Annotated in this window: 28 protein-coding genes, 1 pseudogene and 1 CRISPR repeat array; of the genes and pseudogenes, 16 read left to right on the top strand and 13 right to left on the bottom strand. The window is 51.0% G+C overall.

Translation table 11 applies throughout. From position 1 onward, the window contains the following. Positions 1-230: 230 nt before the first annotated feature. A CRISPR array of direct repeats spans positions 231-916; the repeat unit is 37 nt; unit sequence GTCGAAACCACCCAATACCCCGAAAGGGGATTGAAAC. A 129-nt stretch (positions 917-1045) separates the two neighbouring features. After that, entirely contained in the window at positions 1046-1852 is an 807-nt protein-coding gene (locus PN498_RS18320; protein WP_272064592.1) for a Crp/Fnr family transcriptional regulator, read from the top strand. Positions 1853-1963: 111 nt separating this feature from the next. On the opposite strand, the gene trxA is transcribed toward PN498_RS18320, so the two are convergent. From trxA to ntcA, 5 genes are all read right to left on the bottom strand, one after another. After that, positions 1964-2299, bottom strand: coding sequence for a thioredoxin (gene trxA / locus PN498_RS18315; RefSeq protein ID WP_272064591.1), 336 nt, complete (start codon positions 2297-2299; stop codon positions 1964-1966). 201 nt (positions 2300-2500) lie between these two features. Further along, positions 2501-4729, bottom strand: a complete 2229-nt coding sequence (gene glgP / locus PN498_RS18310; protein ID WP_272064590.1) for an alpha-glucan family phosphorylase — start codon at positions 4727-4729, stop codon at positions 2501-2503. Positions 4730-5217: 488 nt separating this feature from the next. Beyond that, on the bottom strand, positions 5218-5604 hold the full coding sequence (locus PN498_RS18305; protein WP_272064588.1) for a PadR family transcriptional regulator: 387 nt from the start codon (positions 5602-5604) through the stop codon (positions 5218-5220). A 364-nt stretch (positions 5605-5968) separates the two neighbouring features. Beyond that, entirely contained in the window at positions 5969-7408 is a 1440-nt protein-coding gene (locus PN498_RS18300) for a DUF3084 domain-containing protein (RefSeq protein WP_272064587.1), read from the bottom strand. Between the two features lie 47 nt (positions 7409-7455). Continuing rightward, positions 7456-8127, bottom strand: a complete 672-nt coding sequence (gene ntcA, locus PN498_RS18295) for a global nitrogen regulator NtcA (protein WP_272064585.1) — start codon at positions 8125-8127, stop codon at positions 7456-7458. A 380-nt stretch (positions 8128-8507) separates the two neighbouring features. On the opposite strand from ntcA, the gene thrC reads away from it, so the two are divergent. The 8 genes from thrC to PN498_RS18255 all read left to right on the top strand — a co-directional run bounded on the left by thrC (position 8508) and on the right by PN498_RS18255 (position 16895). Beyond that, positions 8508-9830 carry a threonine synthase gene (gene thrC, locus PN498_RS18290; RefSeq protein WP_272064583.1) on the top strand — a complete coding sequence of 441 codons (1323 nt, stop codon included), beginning with the start codon at positions 8508-8510 and terminating at the stop codon, positions 9828-9830. A gap of 143 nt (positions 9831-9973) precedes the next feature. Beyond that, positions 9974-10249: a MoaD/ThiS family protein gene (locus PN498_RS18285; protein ID WP_272064581.1), complete on the top strand. Its 276-nt coding sequence runs from the start codon at positions 9974-9976 to the stop codon at positions 10247-10249. Between the two features lie 575 nt (positions 10250-10824). Then, a complete protein-coding gene (locus tag PN498_RS18280) occupies positions 10825-11109 on the top strand; it encodes a hypothetical protein (protein ID WP_272064580.1) in 285 nt (94 codons plus the stop codon). A gap of 456 nt (positions 11110-11565) precedes the next feature. Continuing rightward, complete coding sequence (locus PN498_RS18275) at positions 11566-11883, top strand: hypothetical protein (RefSeq protein ID WP_272064578.1); 318 nt, start codon at positions 11566-11568, stop codon at positions 11881-11883. 25 nt (positions 11884-11908) lie between these two features. After that, positions 11909-12499, top strand: a complete 591-nt coding sequence (locus PN498_RS18270) for a hypothetical protein (protein WP_272064576.1) — start codon at positions 11909-11911, stop codon at positions 12497-12499. Between the two features lie 300 nt (positions 12500-12799). Continuing rightward, a complete protein-coding gene (locus tag PN498_RS18265; protein WP_272064573.1) occupies positions 12800-13768 on the top strand; it encodes an Rpn family recombination-promoting nuclease/putative transposase in 969 nt (322 codons plus the stop codon). Between the two features lie 260 nt (positions 13769-14028). Further along, a complete protein-coding gene (locus tag PN498_RS18260) occupies positions 14029-15990 on the top strand; it encodes a hypothetical protein (protein WP_272064572.1) in 1962 nt (653 codons plus the stop codon). 17 nt (positions 15991-16007) lie between these two features. Further along, positions 16008-16895: a tetratricopeptide repeat protein gene (locus PN498_RS18255; protein ID WP_272064571.1), complete on the top strand. Its 888-nt coding sequence runs from the start codon at positions 16008-16010 to the stop codon at positions 16893-16895. A gap of 18 nt (positions 16896-16913) precedes the next feature. On the opposite strand, the gene PN498_RS18250 is transcribed toward PN498_RS18255, so the two are convergent. From PN498_RS18250 to PN498_RS18240, 3 genes are all read right to left on the bottom strand, one after another. Continuing rightward, entirely contained in the window at positions 16914-17072 is a 159-nt protein-coding gene (locus PN498_RS18250) for a hypothetical protein (protein ID WP_272064569.1), read from the bottom strand. A 172-nt stretch (positions 17073-17244) separates the two neighbouring features. Beyond that, positions 17245-17850 carry a Uma2 family endonuclease gene (locus PN498_RS18245; protein ID WP_272064567.1) on the bottom strand — a complete coding sequence of 202 codons (606 nt, stop codon included), beginning with the start codon at positions 17848-17850 and terminating at the stop codon, positions 17245-17247. A gap of 11 nt (positions 17851-17861) precedes the next feature. Further along, positions 17862-18044 (bottom strand): hypothetical protein, encoded by a 183-nt coding sequence (locus PN498_RS18240; RefSeq protein ID WP_272064565.1) that lies wholly within the window; start codon positions 18042-18044, stop codon positions 17862-17864. Between the two features lie 132 nt (positions 18045-18176). Between PN498_RS18240 and PN498_RS18235 the strand changes: the two genes are divergently transcribed. Then, positions 18177-18638, top strand: a complete 462-nt coding sequence (locus PN498_RS18235) for a hypothetical protein (protein WP_272064564.1) — start codon at positions 18177-18179, stop codon at positions 18636-18638. Positions 18639-18824: 186 nt separating this feature from the next. Here PN498_RS18235 and PN498_RS18230 read toward each other — a convergent pair whose 3' ends face one another. The 3 genes from PN498_RS18230 to PN498_RS18220 form a co-directional block, all read right to left on the bottom strand. Next, entirely contained in the window at positions 18825-19124 is a 300-nt protein-coding gene (locus PN498_RS18230) for a hypothetical protein (RefSeq protein ID WP_272064563.1), read from the bottom strand. A 23-nt stretch (positions 19125-19147) separates the two neighbouring features. Further along, complete coding sequence (locus tag PN498_RS18225; protein WP_272064562.1) at positions 19148-19360, bottom strand: hypothetical protein; 213 nt, start codon at positions 19358-19360, stop codon at positions 19148-19150. Positions 19361-19724: 364 nt separating this feature from the next. Then, positions 19725-19994, bottom strand: coding sequence for a hypothetical protein (locus tag PN498_RS18220; RefSeq protein ID WP_272064560.1), 270 nt, complete (start codon positions 19992-19994; stop codon positions 19725-19727). A gap of 52 nt (positions 19995-20046) precedes the next feature. On the opposite strand from PN498_RS18220, the gene PN498_RS18215 reads away from it, so the two are divergent. The 5 genes from PN498_RS18215 to PN498_RS18195 are packed head-to-tail and all read left to right on the top strand — an operon-like array spanning position 20047 to position 22002. Next, positions 20047-20280, top strand: a complete 234-nt coding sequence (locus tag PN498_RS18215; protein WP_272064558.1) for a hypothetical protein — start codon at positions 20047-20049, stop codon at positions 20278-20280. Positions 20281-20324: 44 nt separating this feature from the next. Next, a complete protein-coding gene (locus PN498_RS18210; protein ID WP_272064556.1) occupies positions 20325-20504 on the top strand; it encodes a hypothetical protein in 180 nt (59 codons plus the stop codon). Beyond that, positions 20434-21471: a hypothetical protein gene (locus tag PN498_RS18205; protein WP_272064555.1), complete on the top strand. Its 1038-nt coding sequence runs from the start codon at positions 20434-20436 to the stop codon at positions 21469-21471. The genes PN498_RS18210 and PN498_RS18205 overlap by 71 nt, the downstream gene beginning before the upstream one ends. Next, a complete protein-coding gene (locus PN498_RS18200) occupies positions 21471-21773 on the top strand; it encodes a hypothetical protein (RefSeq protein WP_272064553.1) in 303 nt (100 codons plus the stop codon). Before PN498_RS18205 ends, PN498_RS18200 begins: the two co-directional genes overlap by 1 nt. Beyond that, on the top strand, positions 21766-22002 hold the full coding sequence (locus PN498_RS18195) for a hypothetical protein (protein WP_272064551.1): 237 nt from the start codon (positions 21766-21768) through the stop codon (positions 22000-22002). The genes PN498_RS18200 and PN498_RS18195 overlap by 8 nt, the downstream gene beginning before the upstream one ends. 133 nt (positions 22003-22135) lie before the next feature. Here the strand turns inward: PN498_RS18195 and PN498_RS18190 are convergent, their stop codons facing one another. Continuing rightward, entirely contained in the window at positions 22136-24631 is a 2496-nt protein-coding gene (locus PN498_RS18190) for a HEAT repeat domain-containing protein (protein ID WP_272064550.1), read from the bottom strand. Positions 24632-24981: 350 nt separating this feature from the next. Here PN498_RS18190 and PN498_RS18185 point away from each other — a divergent pair, with 350 nt between their 5' ends. After that, entirely contained in the window at positions 24982-25506 is a 525-nt protein-coding gene (locus tag PN498_RS18185) for a Uma2 family endonuclease (protein ID WP_272064548.1), read from the top strand. Positions 25507-25558: 52 nt separating this feature from the next. Here PN498_RS18185 and PN498_RS18180 read toward each other — a convergent pair. Further along, positions 25559-26119, bottom strand: a pseudogene (locus PN498_RS18180) (hypothetical protein); the annotation flags it as partial.

The following is a 26119-nucleotide window of genomic DNA, read 5'->3' as shown; positions in this document are numbered from 1 at the left end:
TTGCACTCGTTCTTGCAAGATACGGCCTCACTGTGGGCCAGGCGATTGTACGAGTTCTCAAAGCGCTGAATCGGAGACGGCGACCGAGCTTACGGACGTCTTATAATGAAGCCAATTCTGCAGAAAATGGCCACTACAGACAGGGGGATTGCGGTCTACCGCTCCTACCTCTAAACATACAAGGGGATTGAAACATGCTGGTAAAGCTGATTTTGACCGTATTCAGTAACGTCGAAACCACCCAATACCCCGAAAGGGGATTGAAACACAGGCGATGATGACGGAACCGTTAACGGAACCCCTGAGTCGAAACCACCCAATACCCCGAAAGGGGATTGAAACGTACTTCTCCCCATAATCCAACTCAATCAACTTGCGTCGAAACCACCCAATACCCCGAAAGGGGATTGAAACTATTTCTATATGCTTGCCGATTAACGGGATTTGAGTCGAAACCACCCAATACCCCGAAAGGGGATTGAAACAGGAGGAAAGGGGACGAGGATGGGGAATTCTAGCGAAGTCGAAACCACCCAATACTCCGAAAGGGGATTGAAACCCTGACAGCCTCGTAGTGAGCTTTGGCGGCAGCTTGTCGAAGCCACCCAATACCCCGAAAGGGGATTGAAACGTTAGCACTCATGGCGATAGCGTTTCAGGGCTAGTGTCGAAACCACCCAATACCCCGAAAGGGGATTGAAACCTGCTGCTTGCGATTCCGATAAGTGTCTAATCCCGTCGAAACCACCCAATACCCCGAAAGGGGATTGAAACATGGGAATCTATAGTAAAACTTGAAGGTACCCACGTCGAAACCACACAATACCCCGAAAGGGGATTGAAACAGGTGATTTTTCGGCTAGAGTATCTAATACCATCGTCGAAACCACCCAATACCCCGCAAGGGGATTGAAACAGGCGCTAATTTTCCATTGACTTAAAACGATTTGACGTCGAAACCACCCAATACCCGAAAGGGCTATCTATCTATTCTCAGCGCTGAAAGAAGTAGCGAACCTATGACAAAATAAAGTGTCTGAGAGTTTTGTCGGATCCTACCGGCAGGCAGGCCAAGGTGTTAGAGAAAGCCGAATTAGTTCAGCAACTTACAACCCGCTCCTTTTTGTTTCGAGAAATGGAACCCCAGTGGCTAGGCGATCGCCTACAGCCAGCGGAACTCATGCAGGAGAAGCTTTACTCCAGCCGTCCCATTTTTACAGCCTTTCAGCCCGATATTTTTCTGGATTACCTTTACATCATCTTGTCAGGCGGCCCAGTCGTGGTGCGAAGCACACCTCTTGATCGAATCATCGGCATCACCTATGTCGGCAGCACCTTTGGCATGAGAAATCTGGCTTTAGGTCCCGCACCTGTCACTCGTGCTTTTCCCAGCTTGGTCGAAGCCTACAAGACAACAGATGTCATTAAACTGCCTGTTGAGATTGTTCGAGAACTGTATGCCGAAAGCGAGATTTTTCGCGATCGCTACTGCTTTCTCTTTGAACTACGCGAAAAGTTTCAGTATCACCTGTTGAATTGCAGTACCTATCCACCCCAGGCAGTGGCGGCACTCCTGAGAGCACTGGTTTATCAGGAGCGAGCACTGGAAAACCAGCCCGATTCAAACGGTCACTTTAGCTTCGATTTGCCTGTAGATATCATTGCCCATGCCTGCCAACTCAACCACCGCACCGTTGAGCAAGTGCTCAAAGGGATGACCCGAGAAGGCATTTTGAAAACGAATCGCGCCACCGATGCCCAAGGAGATTGGGTAACGGTGACGAATGCAGAAGCCTTGAAAGGGATTTACAGTACAACTCGGGATAAGGTTGCCTGGTGGCCGTTGAGGTGATTGAGTGCCCTAAGGAACGGGAATTTATTGAAGTATCCACTTTGAGCTTTGGATTTACCGGTAGATCAACCATTCAAAATTCAAAATTGAGAACTTAAAATTCACTCATTCCTAAGCAAGCATCTCATTGATCTTTGCAGCGATCGCTTCTTGAGCTATCACGCCTTCAGTGCGGTCAACCAAGTTGCCATTTTTGAAAAACAGCAGCGTGGGAACTCCCATGATGTGATATGAGCTAGCCACAGCCTCATAGTCATCGATATTGATCTTGGCTAACTTTGCCTGACCCTCAAATTCTGCGGCTAATCCGTCAATAATCGGGTTCATGAGCTTGCAAGGTCCGCACCAAGCCGCCCAAAAATCAACCACAACGGGAACGTCACTTTGGATGACTTCGCTCTCAAAATTTTCAGCCGTCAGCGTTACGTAAGTTGCTGTATCAGCCATCAAAACTTCTCCTTGTAGTGGTTCAACCATCACTATGGTGATGGGTTCAAAGATCAAGCTTACAAAATTTTTTGCTTCGTTGGGCTGCCCTCAGATATCACCAGGACATTTCATTCAACCTAATCAATCCCTAGAATTCATCCTGAGTAAAATTTTGCATTCTCCAACTATGGTCATAGTGCTGCCCGTACAGGGTTAGAGCTAGGCTACCTGACCCGCTTTAACATTCATCTCATGGGCTGACTCTTGACGATAGGCTTGAGTGACGTAGTCAGACACCATGCGATCGCTGTTGAAATTAGGAGCGTTTGTTCGAATAGAGGCTTTCATCATGGCGATCCACTTGTGGGGAATGCCGTTGCGATCGCGATCATAGAACAAAGGCGTAATATCCCGTTCCAAAAGGGTATACAACGCATCGGCATCAATTTGGTCTTGCAGTTCTTGGTCGCTAGTATCAACGGCCTCACCGATAACCCAACCGTTGGCAGGCTGATTGATGGAACCCGCTTGGTAAGCTTCGCACCACCAGCCATCTAAAACGCTACAGTTGATCACGCCATTAAATGCGGCCTTTTGTCCGCTAGTTCCACACGCTTCTGTTGGGCGTCTTGGCGTGTTCAGCCAAACATCGACCCCATGCACCATCAGCTTAGCGGTGAACATATCGTAGTCTTCGATAAAAGCAACGCGATCGCGCAGCGCTGGATGACGACACCATTCCATCAAACGTTGAATGATCCGTTTGCCTTCATCATCTCCAGAACGAGCTTTGCCGGCAAAGATAATTTGAATAGGACGACGAGCGTGCGAAAAGATTCGAATGGCCTGTTGCAGATCTTTGAACAGCAAGGCACCACGCTTGTAGGGACTGAAACGACGTGCGAAGCCTAGCGTCAGCACATTGGGATCAAGCAAACGCTCGATCGCTAAAATATCGTCTTTGGCCTCCTTGCGTTCTAGGCGCGATGCTAATACGCGGGCACGGGTGTAAGCAATCAAGCGCTCTTTCAAGATGCAGTGACGATGCCACAGCTCACGGTCGGGAATGGAATCGACTTTGTGCCAAATGGTGCTAGCCGACTGGAGATCGACTTTGCTCCAGCGGTCTGCGTTGGCAAAATAATGTGCCCAGTCATGGCCTAGATATTGACCATACAGGTCTGCCAGCAGTGGCGCTGTCCAGCTGCGCAGATGAGCTCCATTGGTGACATACCCAATAGGGACTGAGTCCTGAGCTTGATCTGGGTACAGAATCTGCCACATTTGACGAGAAACCTCACCGTGACGACGGCTAACGCCATTGGCCTGGCGAGTCAACCGAAGGGCTAGTACGGTGAGACTAAACGGTTCCCACGGATCCCCAATACGACGTGCTCCCAGATGTAAGAACTCTTCTCGGGCTAACTCTAGCTGCGGCCAATAGTGACCAAAGAAAGAATCCATCATGTCTGCTGAGAAGGCGTCATTCCCATCAGAAACAGGTGTGTGAGTGGTGAAAACGGAGCGATCGCGGACCCAATTTCTGGCCTCTTCAAACGTGCTGCCAGAATACTCCATCTCTTGACGCACAACTTCCAATAGCGCGAAAGCCGAACTACCCTCATTGATGTGATAGATAGCCGGTTCAATTTCAAGCGTGTGTAGCAACTGGACACCGCCAATGCCAAGGAGAATTTGCTGCGCTAGCCGAGTCTCTCGGTTACCGCTGTAAAGCTGCCCGGTTAGCTTGCGGTCTATCGGGTCATTGTCCGAGCGATCGGCATCCAGCAAATACAAATCGACCCGTCCAACCCTGGCCTTCCAAGCCTGGACCCGTACTGTTCGCTGACGCACGGTGACCTTAACGGTGACAGGCTGACCATATTCGTCTCTGACTAGTTCAAGAGGCATATGATCAAAGTCGTTGCTGCGGTAGAAATCTTCCTGCCAACCGCTTCGATTCAACCGCTGGCAGACATAGCCTTGCTTGTAGAGGAGGCCAACTCCCACCATCGGAACGCCCAAGTCAGAGGCTGATTTCAGGTAATCCCCCGCCAGCACGCCTAGTCCCCCACAATACACATACAGCGACTCGTGTAGACCATACTCCAAACAGAAGTAGGCGACTGGCTCCTCAGGAGAAAGGTCAGGAACAGCCTGACTACCCCAAGTTTTTTGATCGCGCATGTAAGTATCAAACTGGTTGGCAAGAACCTGCAACCGCTTTAAGTAATGAGGATCCTCAGCAATTTGGGAAAGCCTTTCGTAAGAGACAGCTTCGATGAGTGCCACTGGATTGTGATAACAGTTCTGCCAGATCGTCGGCTCGATTGTGCTGAAGAGGGACATGCGATCGGGTGTCCAACTCCACCAATAGTTGTAGGCCAAATCTGCTAAGCGTCGAAGTGGCGAGGGCAGTTTGGCTTTGAGCTGAGTAATAGGATTCATAACACCTTGAGAAGCGATGTAGCTATTAAGAATAACGATGTAGGGCCAAACTAGAGCACTAGACTAGCGCGCTTCGAAGTAAAAGCCCAACCTCTAATTTTCACGAATAAAGAACTGGGCAACGCCATACAGTTTGCCGAATCATGCCTGCATAGCATACCCGCTGCAAAGATCAACTTTTTCAGCGTAACGCGAATGACGACAGCGGGATCACCCACATATTGAGACGCCGCAAAAAATTCATGGCTTTTTCGTAAACATGAGTTCCGATCCATAGTGAGCGGCACGATCGCTATGACGCCTGACTGAACCGAGTAGGGCTATCCAAGTCAAGGTTCCGTCTTGAGTTCAGGATTCTTGTGAAACGAATTCACCCTAAATGGCGTGTTTACTCAGTGTGAATAATGTGAACTATAAAATTTTGTCTACAAAAATTAAGGCCACGAATCGACCTGTGAATCGAGTTCGTGACCTTGCAGAGCGACCGTTTAGTAACTCGAAAAGGCCGGTTCAGTAACAGCCCCCTTTTGAGAAACGCGCGTTTGCATATAGCTGCGCCACATCTCGGCGAGTTCTTCGGCCTGCATTCGCCAATCTGGATTTAGACGATACATACGGCGAGGGCGACCTCGACCTTCAACTTTTTTCCAATAGCCATCGATGGACTGCTGGTCTTCCAAAAACTTTAGAGCGCTATACAGTACCGTATCCGACAGGCGATAATCCACATAGGTTTCAGATAGCTTTTGAATAAGCTCTGTCCCATAAGAGTCTTGTTGTAGAAGTACCGCCAAAACATAGCAGACAGCCAGTTCCTTATTGAGATAAATAGGGGGTGGATTCTCAAAAAACTGATAAATGTCTTGAAATTTCATCGGATTGCTCCTTATTCTGAAGAAAAGGCATTAAATTGACGACATCCGACTAAGTTTTTGGCTTATTACTCCTATCTCACTTATTTTTACCATTGGCAAAAAGCAATGTTAGGAGCGATCGCCAACCACTTAATAGGACACGCGAATCGCTTGACGACTTCATGACAAAACGCGTTACAAAAATGCGTCCTATGCGATCCCCACTGCGGTTATTAGAGTTTTCTCGACGGGTAGGTTAATTGTAAACACTTAGATTTACAGAATAAAGTCTGAAGGACGAGATAGTTACTATCTGCAAATCTTGTAGACATTCTTAAATTCTTACAATTAGAGAATATTAATTTTGGATCCGATGACGAATTTTTTACCTCACCTCTGTAGGTGAATTCATGGGTTCTTCATCTTCTGGGGTTTCACGCGGCAGTTCATCAGTACGCAGCAGAATCTCTCCGTCGCTCACCGCAAATAGTTCTACCTGTAAAGGGCCAATTGTGAGGATTGGTCTAGAGGCGATCGCTTGGATTTCAATGGGCTCATTAAACGTTTTTATCTCCCCTAAAAAAGCAAGTAATGCTTCCGTACGTCCATTGGCAATCTGTAATGACTCGCTGACAATACCGTCCTGACGGGCGCGAAATTGTAGGGAGTTAACCAACAAATTGAGTTTTTCAACTAAGTCTTGATTGGTAAGACTACGAGGATCAACAGTAACTGCTGCAAGACGTTCATTTTGTTGATAAATAACCTCGTTGACAGTGGCATCTACGAATACTTGAACACAAGGTTCTGCATTGGCTACGACACAAGGTTCGCCAATGATGTAATTCGCTGCCGACATGACTCGCACAACATAGGGTTGCCCATTGTTGATGCGGTCAATCAGACGAGAAACATCTTCTTGAGCAATCAACAACACTTGCTGATCGCGACTAATGCCAGGGGCGATTTGCTGAATGGCAGATTGGTTCGCTTCTCGCAGCAACTGATCGACAGCTCTTCGGGCCTCAGAGCGATCGCGGACACGAATCAGGGCCGAGACGAGGGCCTGATTTCGTCCTACAGCGACGCTACCGCGAAAAAGACCTTCATATTGTCTTTCCAGGGCAATGACATCTTCCTGTAGCATGGCCTGTTGCGACTGTAGTTCGCTGAGTCGTTGCTCACGCTTTGCGATGTCACGGTCCCTTTGGACAATCTCATCATCACGCTGGGCGATCGCGCGATCGCGCTCCTCAATCTCTCCCTGTACCGCCTCCTGTTGGCTCAGTAGGCTCGATCGCTCAGAGTCTAGCCTCTGAATCTCTTGCTGCAGCTGAGCGGACTGCTGCGATACATCTGATAGTTGAGACCTCAGCGTTTCTAACTGCCCTTGCGACCTTTGTAGTTCACTTTGGGTAGTCTGCTGCTGTTCAACGGCCTCCTGCAAAAACTGGTTAATCTCTCGCAAATCCTCCTCGGCCTCCTGCTGCTCTTGGCGAGAGTCCGTTAGGGCTTCTTCGATGCCAGCCTTTTCTTGCCGGGCATTCGCCAGTTCCGCTTCGGCTTGGCTCAAATCAGCTTGAATCTGCTCTAGTTCAAAAACGCCAGTGCGAAGCTGACGACTGACACCAAACAGCAATGCCAAGGTGGAAGCTGAGATCACGCTGCCCGTCAAAATGCTCACTAGGGTTGCGGTTTGGCGCGGGCGTAGGCGAAACAAACTGAGGCGGGCTTTGCCCACACGCATACCGATGCGATCGCCTAATGTTGCGATCACACCCCCTAAAATCAGTACTGCTAAAACCAGGACGTATCCAGTGGCCATGCCCCGTCACCTGCGGTTCAAAACCACTCTACTGCACTGTCTTCCAATCAAGTGAACTGCTGGCTTAGGTTAACTGGGTCATGAACCGTAATTTTCTTTTTGTGAATAGAGATCATGCCTTCCTGCCTGAGATCGCCCAGTAGGCGCGTGACCGTGACCCGGGTCGAACCAATGGCTTCTGCGATCGCCTGATGCGACAGCTTTAGATCAATCGTGATGCCGTCAGGACTCGGTACTCCAAAATCTCGGCAGAGAATAAGTAGAAAGCTGACTAGGCGAGATCCCATATCCCGATGGGCCAAGGTCTCAATCATCATCTCAGTCTGCAAAATCCGCGATGAAAGCCCTTTCAGCATCACCATCGCTAGCTCTGGGTTTTCTGCTAAAGCAGGCTGCACCTGATCAATCGGCAGCGAAAGGAGTTCTACGGGCGTAAACGCGACAGCATGATAGAAGCGATCTGAGCGCTCCCCCGTAATGAGCGACAGGACTCCAAATACGCTGTTTTCCCGCAGCAAAGCGACCGTAATCTCTTCCCCAATCTCATATACGCGGGACAACTTGACAGCCCCTTTCATTAAAAAGTAGACCCGCTCAGCAGGATCTCCCGGAAAAAAGATCGTCTTACCTCGCTCGTAGGTCTCAACCATTGGTGGAAAGGCCCCGCCAGCAAGCTGTCGAAACGCATTAGCTAAAGGCTTGTCCTGCGCTGCTACCATCTTGAGTCCACTCTCGCTTGCTGAAATCGAACATTACGGTATCGACAATTGTATAGAAGTGCTCAGAAAAAACCGCTTTTCTCCAGAATTGACGGCTATCTAAACCCTCTTCGACAGCAAACCGTAACAAGTTGAGAATCTATTAACTCGACTTATGAGAATAGATTTTGTATCCATCAATACCTAATAGCAAAAAGAAAACAAATTTTCCCGCTCTTGTTCAGCTCATACACCTCTAGTGGGCTACCTCGTCAATCCCGACTAAAAAAGTCGGGTATGTTTGACCCTCTATTTTCACCGTGTTACTATCCCCAAAAGTTCGCTGCAAACAGTTTGCGGCAGAATTTGACGGCTAACTCTGCGAGAGAAGAAAGAAGACCATGACTCAGGCAATCGATAGACCTCAAACGTCAGTAGAAACCGCTTCAACTGCCCCTACTTTTTCGGCACTGCGATGTCGTGAGTGTGGGGAAATTTATGAATTAGGTGCCAAACATGTCTGTGAAGACGTTTGTTTTGGGCCTTTGGAAGTGATGTATGACTACGACACGATTCGCCAGAGAGTCAGTCGTGAAAGTATTTCGTCGGGGCCAAAATCGATTTGGCGCTACAAGGATTTTCTACCCGTTGCAACCGATACCCCCATTGATGTTGGGACAGGGATGACTCCATTGGTTAAGGCAAACCGCTTGGCTCGTCGTCTAGGCTTGAAATCTCTCTACATTAAGAATGACGCGGTCAACATGCCAACGTTGAGCTTTAAGGACCGGGTTGTCTCTATCGCACTAACACGAGCGCAAGAATTGGGGTTTACCACCGTTTCTTGTGCTAGTACAGGTAACTTGGCGAATTCGACAGCTGCGATCGCGGCTCATGCTGGCCTCGACTGCTGCGTATTTATTCCCTCTGATCTAGAATCCGGCAAAGTGTTAGGGACGCTGATCTATGGGCCAACCGTTATGGCGGTTAAAGGGAATTATGATCAGGTCAACCGTCTCTGCTCTGAAGTTGCCAACAGCCACGGTTGGGGCTTCGTAAACATCAACCTGCGGCCTTACTATTCAGAAGGTTCTAAAACGCTGGGCTATGAGGTGGCCGAGCAGTTGGGGTGGCAGCTTCCTGACCATATTGTTGCGCCTCTCGCATCCGGTTCTCTTTTCACCAAAATCTATAAGGGATTCCAAGAGTTCATCAAGACCGGGTTGGTAGATGACAAGGCTGTTCGCTTTAGTGGTGCTCAGGCTGAGGGCTGTTCTCCCATTTCTCAAGCTTTCAAGGAGGGCCGTGATTTTGTCTCTCCAGTGAAGCCTAATACAATTGCTAAATCCATTGCGATCGGTAACCCCGCTGACGGCATCTACGCTCTCGATATTGCTCGCAAAACAAAGGGCAACATTGAAGATGTGACTGATGCCGAAATTGTTGATGGCATCAAGCTATTAGCCGAAACTGAAGGCATCTTTACGGAGACAGCAGGGGGTACGACAATTGCTGTTCTGAAGAAGCTGGTTGAAGCTGGAAAAATTGATCCTGATGAGACGACCGTTGCCTATATCACAGGCAATGGCTTAAAGACTCAGGAGGCTGTGCAGGGCTACATCGGTGAACCGCTGACGATTGATCCGAAGCTTGACAGCTTTGAGCGGGCGCTAGAGCGAGCCCGTACTCTAGAGCGCCTTGATTGGCAGCAAGTCCTGGTTTAAAGCGTTTTCAATGAGTTTTCTGAGGCTTCTCGTGAAAACTCACTCTCGCGTAGTCACGGCCTGCCTCTGTTGCAATCGACAGGGTAGGCTGTTTCGTCGCTTATGACACTTTTGTTCTTTTTAACTCAATAACTCATCAAGCTATGGCTGTTAAAGTTCTCATCCCGACTCCCCTGCAGAAATTCACAAACAACGAAGCAACAGTCGAATGTGACGCAGGCTCTATATCAGGGTTGATGGATACGCTAGATACCCAGTTTCCTGGCATCAAGGCACGCTTGTGTGATGACCAAGGAGAACTGCGCCGCTTCGTCAACTTCTATGTCAATAGCGAAGATATCCGCTTTCTAGAAGGCAAAGATACGGCTCTTAACGAAGGAGACGAAGTCAGCATTGTGCCTGCTGTTGCCGGAGGCTAAGCATCAAAGGGCAAAGTCCGACAGCGCTAAATCAAAGCAGGGACTTCCGCCTCTGCTCCGCATGAGATTGCTCTAGAACGGATTTGGTCTCCTGCTTCTACTTCTAAGTCTGCAATGCGCTAGCTCGCTGCTGTGCAGCCATAAAGTGCATCAAACCCTTTCATTGGAAGCTAACCCACAGTCACGATTATCTTTGAACTCTAAAAGCTATGGCTGTATCGCTAGGTTTGCTGCCCCACTCGGGCTAATCGGTAAGCCTACTAATTTCACGGCTGTTTTGGAACAGAAGTGGCAGGGAGACCTGTTTATTTCTCTGTGTCTTCGTTGAGACTACTATTCTGCCGCTTTGCCTTATGCGGTACCGTTATCTTCATGATGCAAAAAAACTAAGCCACGACCCGCAGGAATAAGCATAGTTATCCGTTTGTCAAGAGAAAGACCAATTTCTGCAATAATTTTCGCCTTTTGTAAGATAAAAAACAATTTCGACGGAAAGCTGGAGACCAACCGGTATGGATGGTTAATAATTGTTGCGTAGCTCGATTTTTTCCTATCGTAACTGTCCGGCAATCTCTATGCAAAAGAATTACTATCCCTGGAACATTGAGGCTCTGTTAGCCTGGCTAGATTTAGAACAATCTAGCTTCAAATCACTCCAAGCGTTTGCTCAAGGTCTAGGGATTCCCTACTACACCATCAAAGAATGGCGTACCAATGCTATGCCTGACATCACCCTAAGCCAAATTCAGCAGATAGCTCGGTTTCGCAGATGGAGCCTATCTCAGACGTTTGAATGGCTAGAATTAAAGCAGTCTCATATAGATTATCTGATGCAGTCTTGCGATCAGCAATCAACATGATGTCAGCTTAAATGAGTCACTCCCTTGTCAGCAGGACTGCCATCGTTGAAACGTCTTCGCTGACTCAACTGCTCCCCTCACTCCAGATCTAATCCACTGCAAAATCCCAATTCTGAGAATCTTCAAAATTTGCACTCTTTCAGAATTGGGATATGGCAGGGAATGAAATCATGGGTTCCATGTACGAAGGTTCATACGCTATAAACCCTTGAGAACCTTCGGGTCTCTCAAGGGTTTGATGCAATCTAAATTTTAATACCCCCAGGGGAATTCGAGACATATCAACTAACGGCTGTAAGTTCCTCCATACAGGGGGTTTAGGCTGCTCCATTGCTGACGTACCTGGTATTGTGCCTAACTGTGCTGTCTTGGCAAGACTTCAAACCTTTAGCCCTGAAACAGTACAAGTGTTACTGATTCAGGAAACATTTGGCTGAACTGAACTCAACCCATTCTATGACAGCCTTTCAAACATCCGGCATTCCTTCCGGCATTGACACTCTGGAAGAACTTGTCCTTTGGGGGCAGCTGGCCCTATACGAACTCAACAAAGGAGTGACCTACAAAGAATCTCAGGGTTCTCCTGTTGATAGCGGGCTAGCGCCATTAATTGACTTTTCCATCATCAACACGGCAGACAACACCCAACGCGCCATCTGCCGTACGTCGGTTGAATTAAATGCAGCTTGGACAAGTGACGGAACTCAGCCCCTATGGAACTTTGCTGAGGCCATGAGCAACGCAGTCCTGCCCAACACCTACAAGGCTGCTTAGATGGGCCAAATTCTGACCCCAACCGGTGGCTCATTCTATCTGCCGCCGTCTATCGATGCGATCGCCTACCGGAATCGGTCGATCTCATCTACCAGGCTGCAAAATGATATCGATTGGGCTAACCGCTCAATCGAGAGAACCCATCAGCCTTTCAAGCCACCAGGATCTACAGGTCAGACGGTGCGACCTGATGGCACCACGACAACCCACTATAGCCCTAGCGGGTCCAAGGACGAAAAACGGATACATCGCAAACTTGCCCTATACGTTTAGAGCAGAACGGGTTGATGGGCGGCTTGATATTGGAGGTAATCCTTCTGGTGATAGGCTTGCCCCGCCAACGAGACCCGTTTTGTTTGGTGGTGGTGGTGCTCCAGCTCCTAACCTGTTGCCGCCTCCAGCGCCGAACAAACTGGGCAATCAGCCCGAACGACATGACTTCCCCGGTTCCCAACCGCTGCCGCCCAATCAACTGCCTAGACCAGCTCAGCGAGCAGTCCCCGGAACAGGAGCTATACCATTACCGCCGCCGCCCACGACAGCCCCAGCACCGACTACTACACCAGCTCCAGCCCCGGCCCCGTCACTGAAGCCGCGATCACACTCTTGCCCATGACGAGGGCAGAGGCGGCATTAAGGGGAACTTCCAAGACCGCAGCTACCGCTTTGACCTGTGGCGACAGACACCCCCTATCGACTTCAACGAGAAGGTTGCAGAACTACTGAGGTTCGCTGACAGTTAAGAACACCTTTACGTATGGCTCCATTGCTCCAGGAGCAATGATTTGTTTTTCAATCTCAAGGACATTGCAACCAAGCATTGCAAGTAGTTTATCGCTCCGTTGCCGTAGCGAGATTACTCGACCACCATCTATCCACGATAGAATCCGGCTACTCCCTGGGATAACTGCTGGTTGTGAAAACCGATTCTCTGTTCTACGTACTCTTTCAAAGCCGCCCCGAAATTCTCTTTGAGCTGATAGGACGACCTGCAAGCGAGGCCCAGGGCTATTGCTTTGCCTCGGAGGAAGTGAAGCAAACGGCCTTTCGCCTCGATGGGGTGTTTTTGCCGCCGGAAGAATGTTCTGAGGCACCCGTCTATTTTTTGGAAGTGCAGATGCAGCGCGATGCCCTGTTGTATCGCCGCCTCTTTTCAGAAGTGTTTCTGTATCTGTATCGGCGGCCATCGGTGAAGCGCTGGCGAGCTGTGGTCATCTATCCCAGTGCGGCCATTGAAGTGGCGGAGCTAGAAACGTTCGGCACCCTGCTGAGCGCGCCCGATGTTCAGGTGGTCTATCTCAATGAGCTGGGAGCAATCACAGAGCTATCGCCTGGTTTGGGCACATTGCGGCTCATCGTGGAACCGCCAGCGACCGTGCCCGAGGCGGCCCGAGGATTGTTAGCACGGGTGCAGCAATCAGCCCTTCCTACAGTTGAAGCAGAGCGCTTGGTAGAATTGATAGAAACAATTGTTGTGTATACCTTTCCCCGTTTGTCGCGGGAGGAGATTGCGACGATGCTCGGACTCACTGACCTGGTTAAAGACAGTCGCTTTTATCAAGAAACTCGCGCTGAAGCCCTACAAGAAGGCCGCGAAGAAGGCCGTGAAGAGGGCCGTGAAGAAGGCCGTGAAGAGGGCCGTGAAGAAGGTCGTGAAGAGGGCCGTGAAGAAGGTCGTGAAGAAGGTCGTGAAGAGGCGGCTAAGTCACTAATCTTGCGGCAGTTGAATCGTAAGTTGGGAGGATTATCGGAGGCGTTGCGGGAGCAGGTAAGGCGGTTACCGTTGGAGAGTTTGGAGGTGTTGGGAGAGGCGTTGTTTGATTTTGAGACGATCGCGGATTTGCAAGGTTGGCTAGAGCAGCAGGCAGATTCGGAGGCGTCGTGACGGGGAACGAGTCGCCCCCTCACTCTTTTCCGATGCCATCCCTTTGGGCAATGGGTTGAAGTCAGGTTCCGTTTTGACCAGCGGTTCTCAATCGGATTGAAATTGAGAGTCGCTAACTGAGAAACCATCGAGGGAGCCATTCCTAACGAGCCACCCGCGATTAGCTCCAGTGTAAATATTGATAAAGGGAGCTAATTGGAGTTGGACGGGGATGATTGAGATTTGCCAAGTTAGAGGCAATATTTCGCCCCCCGAACTTAATGAGTATTGATGACGATTTGCAGCCATTGGCGTCAATTACCGAAGGCGATCGTGCCCTAGAGCTTTTTACCGACCGCTATAGCTTCACTCGCCTGCTGGCCGAGCGCATCAATGAGGACCCAGCCGGGAAAGAGATTCTGTTTTTCCATGGAGCGGGGGGCAATGGCAAATCGCTGTTGCTGAAGTACCTACAGAAGACTGTCTGCAAGCGATTATTGCCAGAGCAGTGGCAGCAGCTTCGGAGTCTACCCGATGCGGAGTTGTCCCATCGATTGGAAACCTGGCCTTCGACCCAATATTTACCGGTTCCTTCAGCGCTTTTGGATTTTGGGCTGACCCCTCAGGGGGAAGTGCAGCCGAAGGATCGGTTTTACGGCCTGCTGCTATTGCGAAAAGCGTTAGGGGAATCCGCCGCCGGTAATGCTCGCCTGCGCTTCCTGCGCTATGACTTTGCCTGTATTTGGTATCTCCATAGCAAAGGGAAATCTCTGGACGAGATTAAATCGCTTTTTCCGCTGAATGAAATGGCCGGACTGGCGACCACGGCTGCCGATACCCTCACCGGGAATCCGGTTGGGGCCGTGCTTAAAGCCTTTATAGATTTTGGTGTGCAGGGGTGGAGCGAGAAGCTAACGCTGCAATTTACTAAGCGAGGAGTTGATAAGGCGACCCAGGCCGATATCCGGTCTAAAGATTTAGACCGGGAACTGATTGATGAGCTGCCTAGACTCTTTGCAGAAGATTTGAATGCGGCGATGAAGCAACACGATGGACCCAAGCGCATCGCGTTGTTTTTTGACACCCATGAAGCCTTTTGGGGATCTCAGCGGAACCTGTCGCGGGAGGTGTACTTTTTTCAGGATGAGTGGCTGCGGCGATTACTGCGAGGGTTGGACTTGCAGGCAGGGATTGTCGTTGTTGTCGCTGGACGAGATCAGCCCCAATGGCCCCAGGCGAGAGCGGTGAAGCCTAAAACGGCAATTCCTGAAGACTATCTGCACCTGAAGGAAGTGGGGCACCTGAAGATTGAAGATGCGAGGGCTTATTTGGAAAAGGTGGGCATTCGCGATGCGCCGATGCAGGACAGCTTGATCACCTATGCCAGTGTGAATCCGCAGGAGCCGTTAGAGCGCCGTGAAGTGCATCCTCTACATTTGGGGTTGTGTACGGATGTCGTGTTGGAGGCTCCAGAGAATAAGCAGCCCCTCACGCCCCAAGACTTCGCTACCGTTCCAGAGTTTGATAAGAAGGGCGAGGAACTGATTGAGCGGCTGCTGCGCTATGTGAACGAAGACATGCGCTACGCCATTCATGCGCTGAGTGCTTGTCGCGCGTTTGATCGGCAGATTTATCAACTGCTGGGCACCCAACTCAGCTTTGTCACCGATGAGCCAACCTTCAGGCGGTTAAAGAATTTCTCCTTTGTCTGGCAGGCTGAGCAGCGGGGGGAGAACTGGTATCGCATTCATGATTTGCTGCGGCGCTTAGACGATGCACCAGAAGTAGAGCAAGCGCACCAGGTTTTAGCCGAGCACTATCAGGCGCAGGGGGAAATCGAGGGAATCTACCATATCAATCGGTTGAATTGGTCGCAGGGGATTGACCTCTGGGTTAAGGTATTTGATCAAGCTTTGGAGCTGAGCCGATACGAGCTTTGTCGAGCCTTGCTGGATATGCGGCGAGAGCTGGTGATTCAGACGCCTTTCAAGCAGGGGTTGGTTTCTAATTCAGAGGGGCAGTATTTTCAGACACTGGCTCTTTATGAAGAGGCTCAACGGGAATACACCGAAGCAATTTCTGCGTATGAACAGGCCCTCATTGGTAATCCAGAAGAGACTGCTACGCTGAACAACAAAGGCCTTTCGCTGCAAAGGCTGGCGGATTTGCAGGCGGCGCTGTCGCAGCACGGCTTGGCGCAGGCCAGTTATGAAGCGTCCATTGTTGCCTTTGATGCCCCTTAGAGCGGGCCCCGGACGATGTGAAGGCGCTGAACAACAAAGGCAATTCGCTGCAAAGTCTGGCGGATTTGCAGGCGGCGCTGTCGCAGCACGGCTTGGCGCAGGCCAGTTATGCAGCCTCGATTGCCGCCTATGATGCGGCGTTAGAGCGGGCCCCGAACTATGTGTATGCGCTGAACAACAAAGGCCTTTCGCTGCAAAGGCTGGCGATTTTGCAGGCGGCGCTGTCGCAGCACGGCTTGGCGCAGGCGACCTATGGCGAGTCGATTGCGGCCTTTGATGCGGCCTTAGAGCGGGCCCCGGACTATGTGAAGGCGCTCAACAACAAAGGCAATTCGCTGCAAAGGCTGGCGGATTTGCTGGTGCAGCAGGAGCAAATCGAATCCGCGATCGCGTGCTTTGGGATGACGCTAGCATCCTGGCATCGTGCTCTGGAGATAGCCCCCGCAGATAGCCGCTTACGCGAACGGTATCAAACACTGGTTTCTTGGCTGCAATCCGTTTGCCAATCTCTTCAAGAATCCATTTCTGCTGACGACGAGGCATCTGAAGATGTTGATCGTCTAATGGCAAAGAGTCAGGCCCTTACGCTCCAAGCAAAGTTGCAAATGATTTTGGCTCAACCGGATGCTGCTTTAGAGAGTTACGAGGCTGCGATCGCCACTTATGAAACGGCCCTTGCGATCGTCCCCGACAGCGTTCAATGCCTTTACAGTATCGGTGAGTCATACCTACAGTTGGCTGTGCTGATTCAGGAACAGCAGCCCGACCAGGCTCAAACCGATGCTGAAAAAGCCCTAGAGTATTGGAACACAGCGGCTGAACTCGCCCCTGATAATGTTGCATTGCGAGAAGAACGCGACGGGCTGCTATCCCTGCTGCAACCGGATCCCTCAACCGCTGAATAGCAGTTGTCGTCTGACTGCTCACACGTCTAGCGCTTCGCACTGTAGGGTATGAATGCGATCGCAATGCCAAAGGTAGGTCAGTCTGGTTGCCTTCGGATTTTTGGTTTTCCAGTGGTAGCCTTGCTGCAAAGTGCCGTCTTTTCGCATCGTTGCCAGCGTCCATCTGGAGACACCCAACACCTCACAGGTTGCCTGAGTCGTCTTCTAGGCGGAAGAAGGGCGATCGGGTTTCGGAGATTCAGTCATGACTTGCTCATCTGGCACCAGGGATACTGCTTCTATTGCCCACAAAAGCCTACCAATACGGTGACTCTAGCAAACAGGTCGCTTTATGAGAGGGTAGGGAGTTTCACCAAATGCGATGCAGCGACAGGGTAAACCCCGGCAAAACAGCTTCCCCAGATAACGTGCTAGGCTGCTCCAACACCTCAACCGCTTGCCCCGCTCGATAAATCTCCACCCGCTGATTCTGTGGATCAATCAGCCACCCTAGTTGAGCGCCATTGTCCAGATATTCCTGCATTTTCTTGCGTAACCCTTTGAGGGGGTCGGTGGGAGATCGCAGCTCCACCACAAAATCAGGACACAGGGGCACAAACCCTTCCTGCTCTTCTAGCGTCAGTCCCTCCCAGCGCTCTTTACGCACCCAGGAGGCATCCGGCGATCGGTTGGCTCCATTCGGTAGCTTGAAGCCTGTTGAGGAGTCAAAGTAGTCTCCCAGTTGCTCATTGGCCTCACCCCACACGCCCAGTTGAGTGATGATTTTCGCATTTCGCTTACCAGAGCCTCCCCCAGTGGGTGGGTTCACAATCAATTCTCCCGTTGCCGTGCGTTCAAATCTAAGGTCACGATTCGCCGCTGCCAGCGCCGCAAACTGTTCTGGCGTGACTCGTAGCGCTAGGTCACTGGGCAGTTGCAGCCAGAGGGGTTGGGTTGTGAGAGGAGTTTGCAGCATCAACCTTGACCTCATGGAGCTGAGCCGTATTGATATTTTAGCCAACCGCCAAAGGGACAAGCGTGGGTGGCCGCCTCATCACTCTTCCTCATTGTCATCCAACGGCTGGGGCAGTCCGGATCGTCATCCCGAGGGGTGCTCTGCTCTGCCGCTTCCTTCTCAATCAATGCCCGCTCTGCATCCACATCACTCACGCTGCTGAGCTTGGCGATCGCACCGGGCTATATTTCCGTGGTCCTTCTGCGAAGTGGGTCAGCCGGAAACACGCCGTTGTTCGCTTTACCCCGATTGGTGATCGGAACGGAGCTGAGGGAGGGGTAGACGGTTTGTGGGAAATCCAGCACCTAAGCGAGAGCGGTTACACGTTTAAGAATGCCTATGATCGCCAGTCACTTTTGCAGCCGGACAAGTGGTACTCTATTGTTGATGGGGATCGATTCTTTTTCACAAAGCCGGATAACTGGCTCTATTTCTCTACTCACTCAGACGACACTTTAGAAGTAGAAAGAGAAGCAATTCCGGTTGAAGAAAAAACGATTAACCTTGATGAGGAAGTCAACAGATATCAGCTACAGCAGAAGGCACAGGCCCAACTTAAAAATCCAGACAACTCTTTAAGCTTCCTGACAGCGGTTCTAAAAGCGCTTTGGATTGGGCCATTAGAAACTGATTCTCCACTGTGGTTTAAGGCTGGATGGCAAATGTTTATTGTGTTAGTTGCTGCCGGAATCTTTGCTGTCTTTGGAATAGAAAAAATAGCAAGCTTGCTAATTAAGCTGATTTTGTAGTTCAAGTCTGACGATTAACCAAAAACCGCCCCGTGGGGACGGTTTCATAGCCCTGTTTCGGTAACATCCAGTACATTGCGGCAGAAATAGGCTCACCATTCAAAACACTGAGAAAGCTTATCTGCCTTAGTTTTGAATTCTGAATTTTGAATTCCGCGTAGCGGTACTAGGTTCCTGATAATTAGCCTACCCTTCTGGCTGCTCGCCATCGCGCTGCATCCAATAATCTAGGACGCGGTCTATCTTTTCAAGAGCTGCGGCTGTAGTGCGTCGCCACGCCTCAAACTCAACGCGATCGCTAGCTGAGTGTAAGGCGAAATCAGCCATCGTTCGTTCTATCCGCGATAGCTGCTCAGTATTCTGCTGAGCAAGACGGGAGGTGTCTAGGATGACCTGCCCAGCGCTGGCGAGTAGAGACTCCACTCGGTCTAAGCGGTCTTCTACCTGGTCTAAGCGGTCTTCAGTAGAGTTCTGTGGATTGGTCATTGATGGCTGTGGTAAGAGTGCTTCTATCGTATCTGCTCTAGCACTTCGTCGGTGCGTCGAAGTTGGTCATACCGGACCCCGTCCATCGTGTTGCCCAAGCCAGGAGCATATAGGTTGCCAGTATGAGGGTCAATGAAGGAGCGCGATCGCGCTTGCATCTGCGAGCACGCAGGCCGATAGGGGATGTTGGGTTGCCCTGCGGAGGGCTGTAATTGTGCAGCAGAGATGTCAGGCATAATGATGATGTTCTGTAAGGGACAGGCCCCCTCTAGGGCTGTGGTAAGTGCTGAGGGGGTTTAACCATTGACGGGCTGCTGTAGCAGTAGCTCTGTGATGTGTTCGCAGTTATGAAGCTGCAAAGAGCATCGAGAATGTCGGTTAAGTCGCATTCTTGCAAGCTTTCGAGAATGTCGGGATGTAGGGTTTGCATTGGTTTTCCTGGATAAATGGGCATGAAGAAAAAGCCCCCCGATGGGGGGTGTTGGATGCTTCAAAAGCTATGAATCTATTTGCTCAGTTCCCGAATGAATCAGCGTGCCTGACAGCGTGCTCAGCGCAGCGGTTGTAGCTCCACTGACCTTCGGCATCCGAAAACGGTGATTAGTCGAATTCCTCATCGGTGTCTGTGGGCTTGCAGCGGATTAACTCTGTAATGAGGGCATCAGCCTGCCGCACTGCAAATCGTGCGTTGGCCCAGATACCCTCTGAGCTGTCGCAGGCCAATGCTCCTTGCAACGCCATCGCTGCGAATATCTCTCGTTTTGTTAAGCCACTCCCCATCACTTCGCCGTGGTCGGCAAATGGAAAAGCAGGTTCATTGAACTGATCGCGATCTCGGCCCATCTCCGGGGCTGTGTTGGTGGTTATCATTGAATTGATCTCCATACTTTGTTTTCAACACTTTGTTTTCAACTTGCTAGCTATGACCAGCGCACAACCTAGCGATAGCTCTGAGGACCGTTTGAGCCAACTTGAAGACTTGATGCTCAGTGCAGGCCGCCTGTTAACTCAAGCTGCTAACCTTGCTCAAGCGAATGCGCGGGATATTGCGGCATTGACTCAGCGCGTGGATAGTCTGACCGCCGCCGTTGAACAACACGATCGCGTTCTGGATTACCTGCTGCGGCGTGAAGCTGGGGACATCGACATCGACTAGCCGCCCCCCACCATCAAACCGATCGCGATCTTGCCCCTATCCTGTTGCGTTCAAGCTTCAGCGGTGGCGTTCATATCTACATCCCCTTCCCGCAGCCCTACCGCACCTTCTCGGTCGCCTGTGCTCTAAAACAGTGCCTCGAAGCTCAAGGATTTGCGATCGCCCCTGGCCAGCTCGAAGGTTTTTCCCAACGAGAAGCCCTATGGCAAATCGTGGCGCGGTGAGTTCTATGAATACAACGGGCATCGCTTGCCCCTTCAGCCCCATAGTGGAAGCTGTATCCTGGATGGCGACCTGCAACCCTGTGGCGATACCCTCAGCCTCTTTTGGGCCATGTGGGATCACGCCGTGCAGTGGAACAACCATGACGAGATAGCCGATGCGCTGCTGGTAGCTCGTGCCAACCGCCGCCGCCGTCGCCGTGCCGCCACGGGTCCCGCTGCTCAGTGGCAAGCAGACCTGGAAACCATCATTGCAGATGGCTGGACGGGGCACGGCCAAACTAACCAGCTCCTCAAAGAAATCGCCACCTATGGCCGTGTCTTTGAAAAGCTCAGCGGCGCGGACCTGCAAGTGTATGTGTTCACCACTGCAACCTCACGGCCCGGTTATGAGCGCTGGTGCGGCCACCAGCACGAGATAGGTCGCCGCTGTGATGCTTGGGCGTTGGCCGTCGAAAAATACTACTGGCCCCTCGGAGATGAGCCGATACGAAAACGAAAACCCTTTAAGGACATTTGCCGACAGAGGGCAGACGATGCCAAGGCCCGCATTCTTGAAGCAATGCGATCGCTGCGATTTGAGGCCCCGCAGATGGGCATTAAGAGATTGGCGAATGAGCTGGTGGCGATCGCGAAGTGCAGCCTGACAACTCTCTACAAATATGCTGAGCTGTGGCATCCCCACCCTAAACCAGAGGCACAGCATGTAACCCCGGACGGTGCAAGGGATACAGCAGATTTAGCCACCGTTCAGCGTCTAGTCAGAGAAAGCCTCGAAAGTGTTGGTATACGGACGGTTACACACAAGGGGGGTGGAAATGAAGTGTGTATCTTGAAGTCCACTCATTTAAAAAACTTATCTCCGGCAGGGGAAAGAGAGGGGTATGGGGAGAGAAAGGGGAATTCCACAGGCTCCCTAGGCTGGATTCCGAACCTCAACTGGAAACCCGGCGCTGTGGGTGAGGTGTGATGCCAGAAGCCACCGCCCTAGAGCACATTCCTGACCCCGTAGACCTTTCCTTTATCCTTGCAAGAATTGAGTGCCTGTTTATCGAACTAGCCCCGCTGGATTCAGCCTTTGGGACTAACTACGGTGCTGACGCAGGCCGCCCCGCAAACTTTGAAGGGTGGAATCATCCCCAGCTCCTTGCATGGGCCGCCGAAAGGGGTAAAACCAACCCTAAGGACTACCTAGAGCCAACAGAGCTGTATATCCTCTGCAAATCGCTAGAGCGGAAGTTGGCAAAGTTGCGGGGTGAAAGCAATGGCTAAATCGCGATCGCCGTGGGTCAGCACTAAGCAACTAGCTGAAGAGCTGGGCTGTAGCCAAAAGTTCATTAGAGAGACGTTGAAGGATGAGCTATTCAAAAAGAATCAGCACTATCGCAACATCAACCCCAGCGCATGGCGACCTACGTACCGATGGCACCTCAAAAAGTGCTTAGACAGTTTTCAAGAAAACGAGGTAGAGAAGTTGCGCCAGCACTACCCAGCGGGCTAGTGGCCTAAAAACGGACTTTTTGACCCAACTGGCACATTGCCAAAACCCTACTTCTTTCATTGGAGCAACCACGTCAAACCGGGCCATCCGGTGAGAGTAGTTGCGTCGCTCCGTAACTGGACAGGTCAAAAGTTCACTGGGACTGAGCCTCCTGCCGAGTAGAAGGAGTTGTTTTTGTGGTGGCTTCTCTGGAAATGAGGAGTTTGATGAAGCCATCACTGACGTTATGGTCCTGGTTATCCGCAGCGTAGCGGATGAGGGATTCCCGGAGCTGCATGGCCGCGTTGAAGGGGAGAAGGTTCGCTAGTAGGAAGTAGACGCCTCGGAAACGGGGGTCGCCCATGTGCTCTTGGGGACGAGTATTGTCTGGGCCAAGAAAGGTTTGGACAATGAAGAATTCCATGATTTTGTCGTGGCGGAAGAACCAAGACTGGGTTGGATTACCCTCCAGGTCAGCGGACTGACGACTGAGAACCATCTTGTAGCGTTCCAGGCAGCGCAGTTCATCTAGGAATTGGGCTGCGGGAATGGTTTCTTCGTCGTTGAGGCGCATTTGGTAGACAGCTTCAGAAAAGGCGGCTAGGGGAAACCGATGGAGGTGAGCTGTCTGATAGTCCTCTGCCATGATTTCGTATTGCTGTTGTTGCAGACCAAGCAAGTTGGGTTCTTGTCCGTGGGCCAGCATTTGAGCCACCAGCGTGAGGTCCATGGGGTTGGACAAAATACTACGGACAGCCAAACGTTCATCATCAAGCTGGGCAGGATCAAAGGCTCTTTCCAAATAGGCTTTGCAGAGGTCTAGATAGGATGCTTGGTCTTTGTTTTGAGAAGGTAAATAGTCTTGACGGCTGATCAGAAACTCCGCAATTTGGCTTTGTTTGAGGGGTTGCAGCACAAAGGTTTTGCTCGTGGATGGAGGTCGCCATTCCAGGGGTTGGGTGGCCATGATGATATTGCCCTTGAAGTAGCTTTCAACAAAGCTGGTGATTTTGGCGCGAGTGTCAGCCGTGACTTCATTGAGGCCATCAATGCAGATATCCAGAGCACCACTGTAGATGAGGTTGCGAAGAAAGTCAGGATCTTGAGCAGGACCATGGAGTTTTGCCTGGATCGCTTCGATCACCCCCTGACTACACTTTTGAGCCGGGAGATACACCACAATTCGGCGAGACTTGCAGACCCGTTGGCGCAGAGCCATGGATTTACCTAAGCCAGAGGCTCCTTCCAAGATGATTTGACCACAGATGTCTGGGATGGCATTAGCCAGAGGTTGAGGAGATTCAGTGCCCTTGGGAATCACTTCCGAAGCCGCAAAGTAAACTCCAGGAGAGAAGTTTTCTAATTCAGCATCAGCCAACAGAGACGCTTGGAAAGGAGAAAAGAGCTTGGCTCGCAGAAACGGGATCCAGGCCAGAGCTGGCCCCACGTAACCAGCGCCAGCAATACGACGCACCCAAGGATTCCAGAAAAATATCGCCTGCACCCAAGGGTATCGGGGGTAAAGCCCGATGAGAGTAAGCCAGAAGAGGAGATGAGTGCCAAAGATAGAGACAGTTGGTCTGGCAATGCGTTTCAAGCGACGAGAGTCCTGTTCTCGGATCAAAGCTTGAAGGGGAACCTGAATAGCTTCAACCTGTTGGCTAGAGATACCTTCTTGAGTCTCAGCAATCATGACCGCCGTTTTTAAGGTATTAATGATTTGACTCAACTCGATATCCGATAGGCTTTCGAGCGAACTCTGGGCATTAAAACTGATTCTCCCCAAGGCATCAGCGACTCTTTCTCGGGCAAATGAATTCTCATCTGATTGGAGCGCCTCCACAAGGATCGGGGCGATCTCACTCGCATCCCCCTCCATACTCACCAAAGCCGAGGCAGCTCTCCATCGGACATCTGAACTCTCATCGTCTTTGAGTGCCTCCATCAGGGCCGCGGTAATCTGCCTCGTATCCCCCTCGATATACCCTAGGACATTAGCAACACTATCTCGGACATTTGGACTCTCATCGTCTTTGAGTGCCTCCATCAGGGCCGCGGTAATCTGCCTCGTATCCCCCTCGATCCTTAGCAAGATCCAAGCGGCACCACTTCGGACATTTGGACTCTCATCGTCTTTGAGTGCCTCCATCAGGGCCGGGACGATCTGACTCGCATCCCCCTCCATACTCCCCAAGGCATCAGCGGCGCTCGCTCGAACCTTTGAATTTTCATCTGATTTGAGTGCTTCCATCAGGGCCGGGACGATCTGACTCGCATCCCCCTCGATCCTCCCCAAGGCCTCAGCGGCTTTCCATCGAACCGGTTCACTCTCGTCTGAACTGAGCGCCTCCATCAGGGGCGGGGCGATCTGACTCGCATCCCCCTCGATCCTCTCCAAGGCATCAGCGGCTCTCCATCGGACATCTGAACTCTCATCTGATTTGAGTATCTTGATAAGAACAGGAACAGCCTGATTACGACATCGCATCAGGGCATTGTACGGACGATGGTTCACCCCAGAAAGCAACTGAGCACGAACCACATCCAGAGATTGACAATCAGATGCAAGCGCCTCAGGAGTAATAGTGGCCGACACCACAACACTGACAGACAATACTAGGGGCGACAGTATAGCCTTCAATGAGGGCATCACATGTAGAAAATAACTACACCTAGATAATCAACTATCTTCAATGGATTTCCGGACGTCTTTGCATTGAGATCCACTGCCAGTAACGCGTCAAAAGTATTTGGTTAGGCGAATGCCAGGAGGCGGACTTGAACCGCCGACACGAGAATTTTCAGTTCTCCAACAGTAGAATGTAATACCAGGCTTAGGACCAGCAGAATAGAATGCTAGCCTCCAAAAATTACCTTTGGGACTCAATTAACAGAGCGCTCTCACCGTCTAAAGAGAGAGCAATTAGGCGTCAGTCAGAGGAGAAAAGTCCTCTTGGCTCATGCCACAATTTAGGAAACGAGATCGCTTAAAGTAATCCCATGTCAACCGCTACCCTCTTATCCTTAAAGCAATTTCTGCAACTCCCGGATATTGAGACGAGTCCTGCTTGGGAGCTGTTGGCAGAGGGTGCCGTTCAAAAACCCATGCCTACCATCGAGCACTCGCGGCTACAACGCAATTTGACCAATCTGATCAACGCGGCTCAAAGTTCTTATGAAGCGATTCAAGAACTCCGCTGCAACGTGGGCAATCTATCGCCCGTTCCCGATATTGCTGTAGTGCTTGAAGCTCGCTTACCCGAGACAGGGCATTTGCAAGCTGCACCCGACTGGCTGATTGAGATCCGTTCTCCTGACCAAAGTACTGTCGATCTGGAAGCAAAGATCCTACATTGTCTGAAACATGGCACCGTGTTGGCTTGGCTGATTGACTTGCAACGCGATCGCATTTGGGTATGGCAGGAGGGTGAGTTAGACATCTTAACGGATGTTGCTCAGTTGCCAGCGCTAGGCATTGTTGAGCTAACGGTAAATGAAGTTTTAGCCTTAACGACTCAAAGGTAATTGTAGAAGCGATCGCCCTTTTGAATCCTCTGGCTCCTTCAGCCCTTCAATCTCATCCCCATTGCCGACAAACCTCCTTCATCGCTTGGACCACCCCCAAAATTATGTCCTCTCCCCCAAAGCGAATCAGACCCGATCTGAGTTTTGGCAGATCAGCAATAAAGGACGGACGCTCCTGAGCAGACAGAGCATGAAGCAGCCCTTGCCAAAATGGGTAATCTCTATCCTGCCAATTGAGACGGTCTAGGTAACTGCTCAGCGCGCTGGCGCGGGCGGAATAGTGTTGAATGTCCCGTGCGGCCTGCAGCGCTTCTGTGAACAAGGACTCGGGTAAATGAGGGGCGAGGGCACTGAGCACACTGGCGCGGGCGGAATCGGATTGCACGTCCCGTGCGGCCTGCAGCGCTTCTGTGAACAAGGGCTTGGGTAAATGAGGGGCGAGGGCACTGAGCGCACTGCCGCGGTCGTCATCGTGTTGAATGTCCCGTGCGGCCTGCAGCGCTTCTGTGAACAAGGGCTCGGGTAAATGAGGGGCGAGTGCCCTGAGCGCGAAGGCGCGGGCGTCATTGTCTTGAATGTCCCGTGCGGCCTGCAGCGCTTCTGTGAACAAGGG

The sequence above is a fragment of the Oscillatoria sp. CS-180 genome, from assembly GCF_028330965.1.
In the GTDB taxonomy this organism is placed as follows: Bacteria; Cyanobacteriota; Cyanobacteriia; order Phormidesmidales; family Phormidesmidaceae; genus Halomicronema.
Note: the sequence above shows the minus strand (reverse complement) of the source record. Positions and strands in the feature narration are given on the sequence as shown.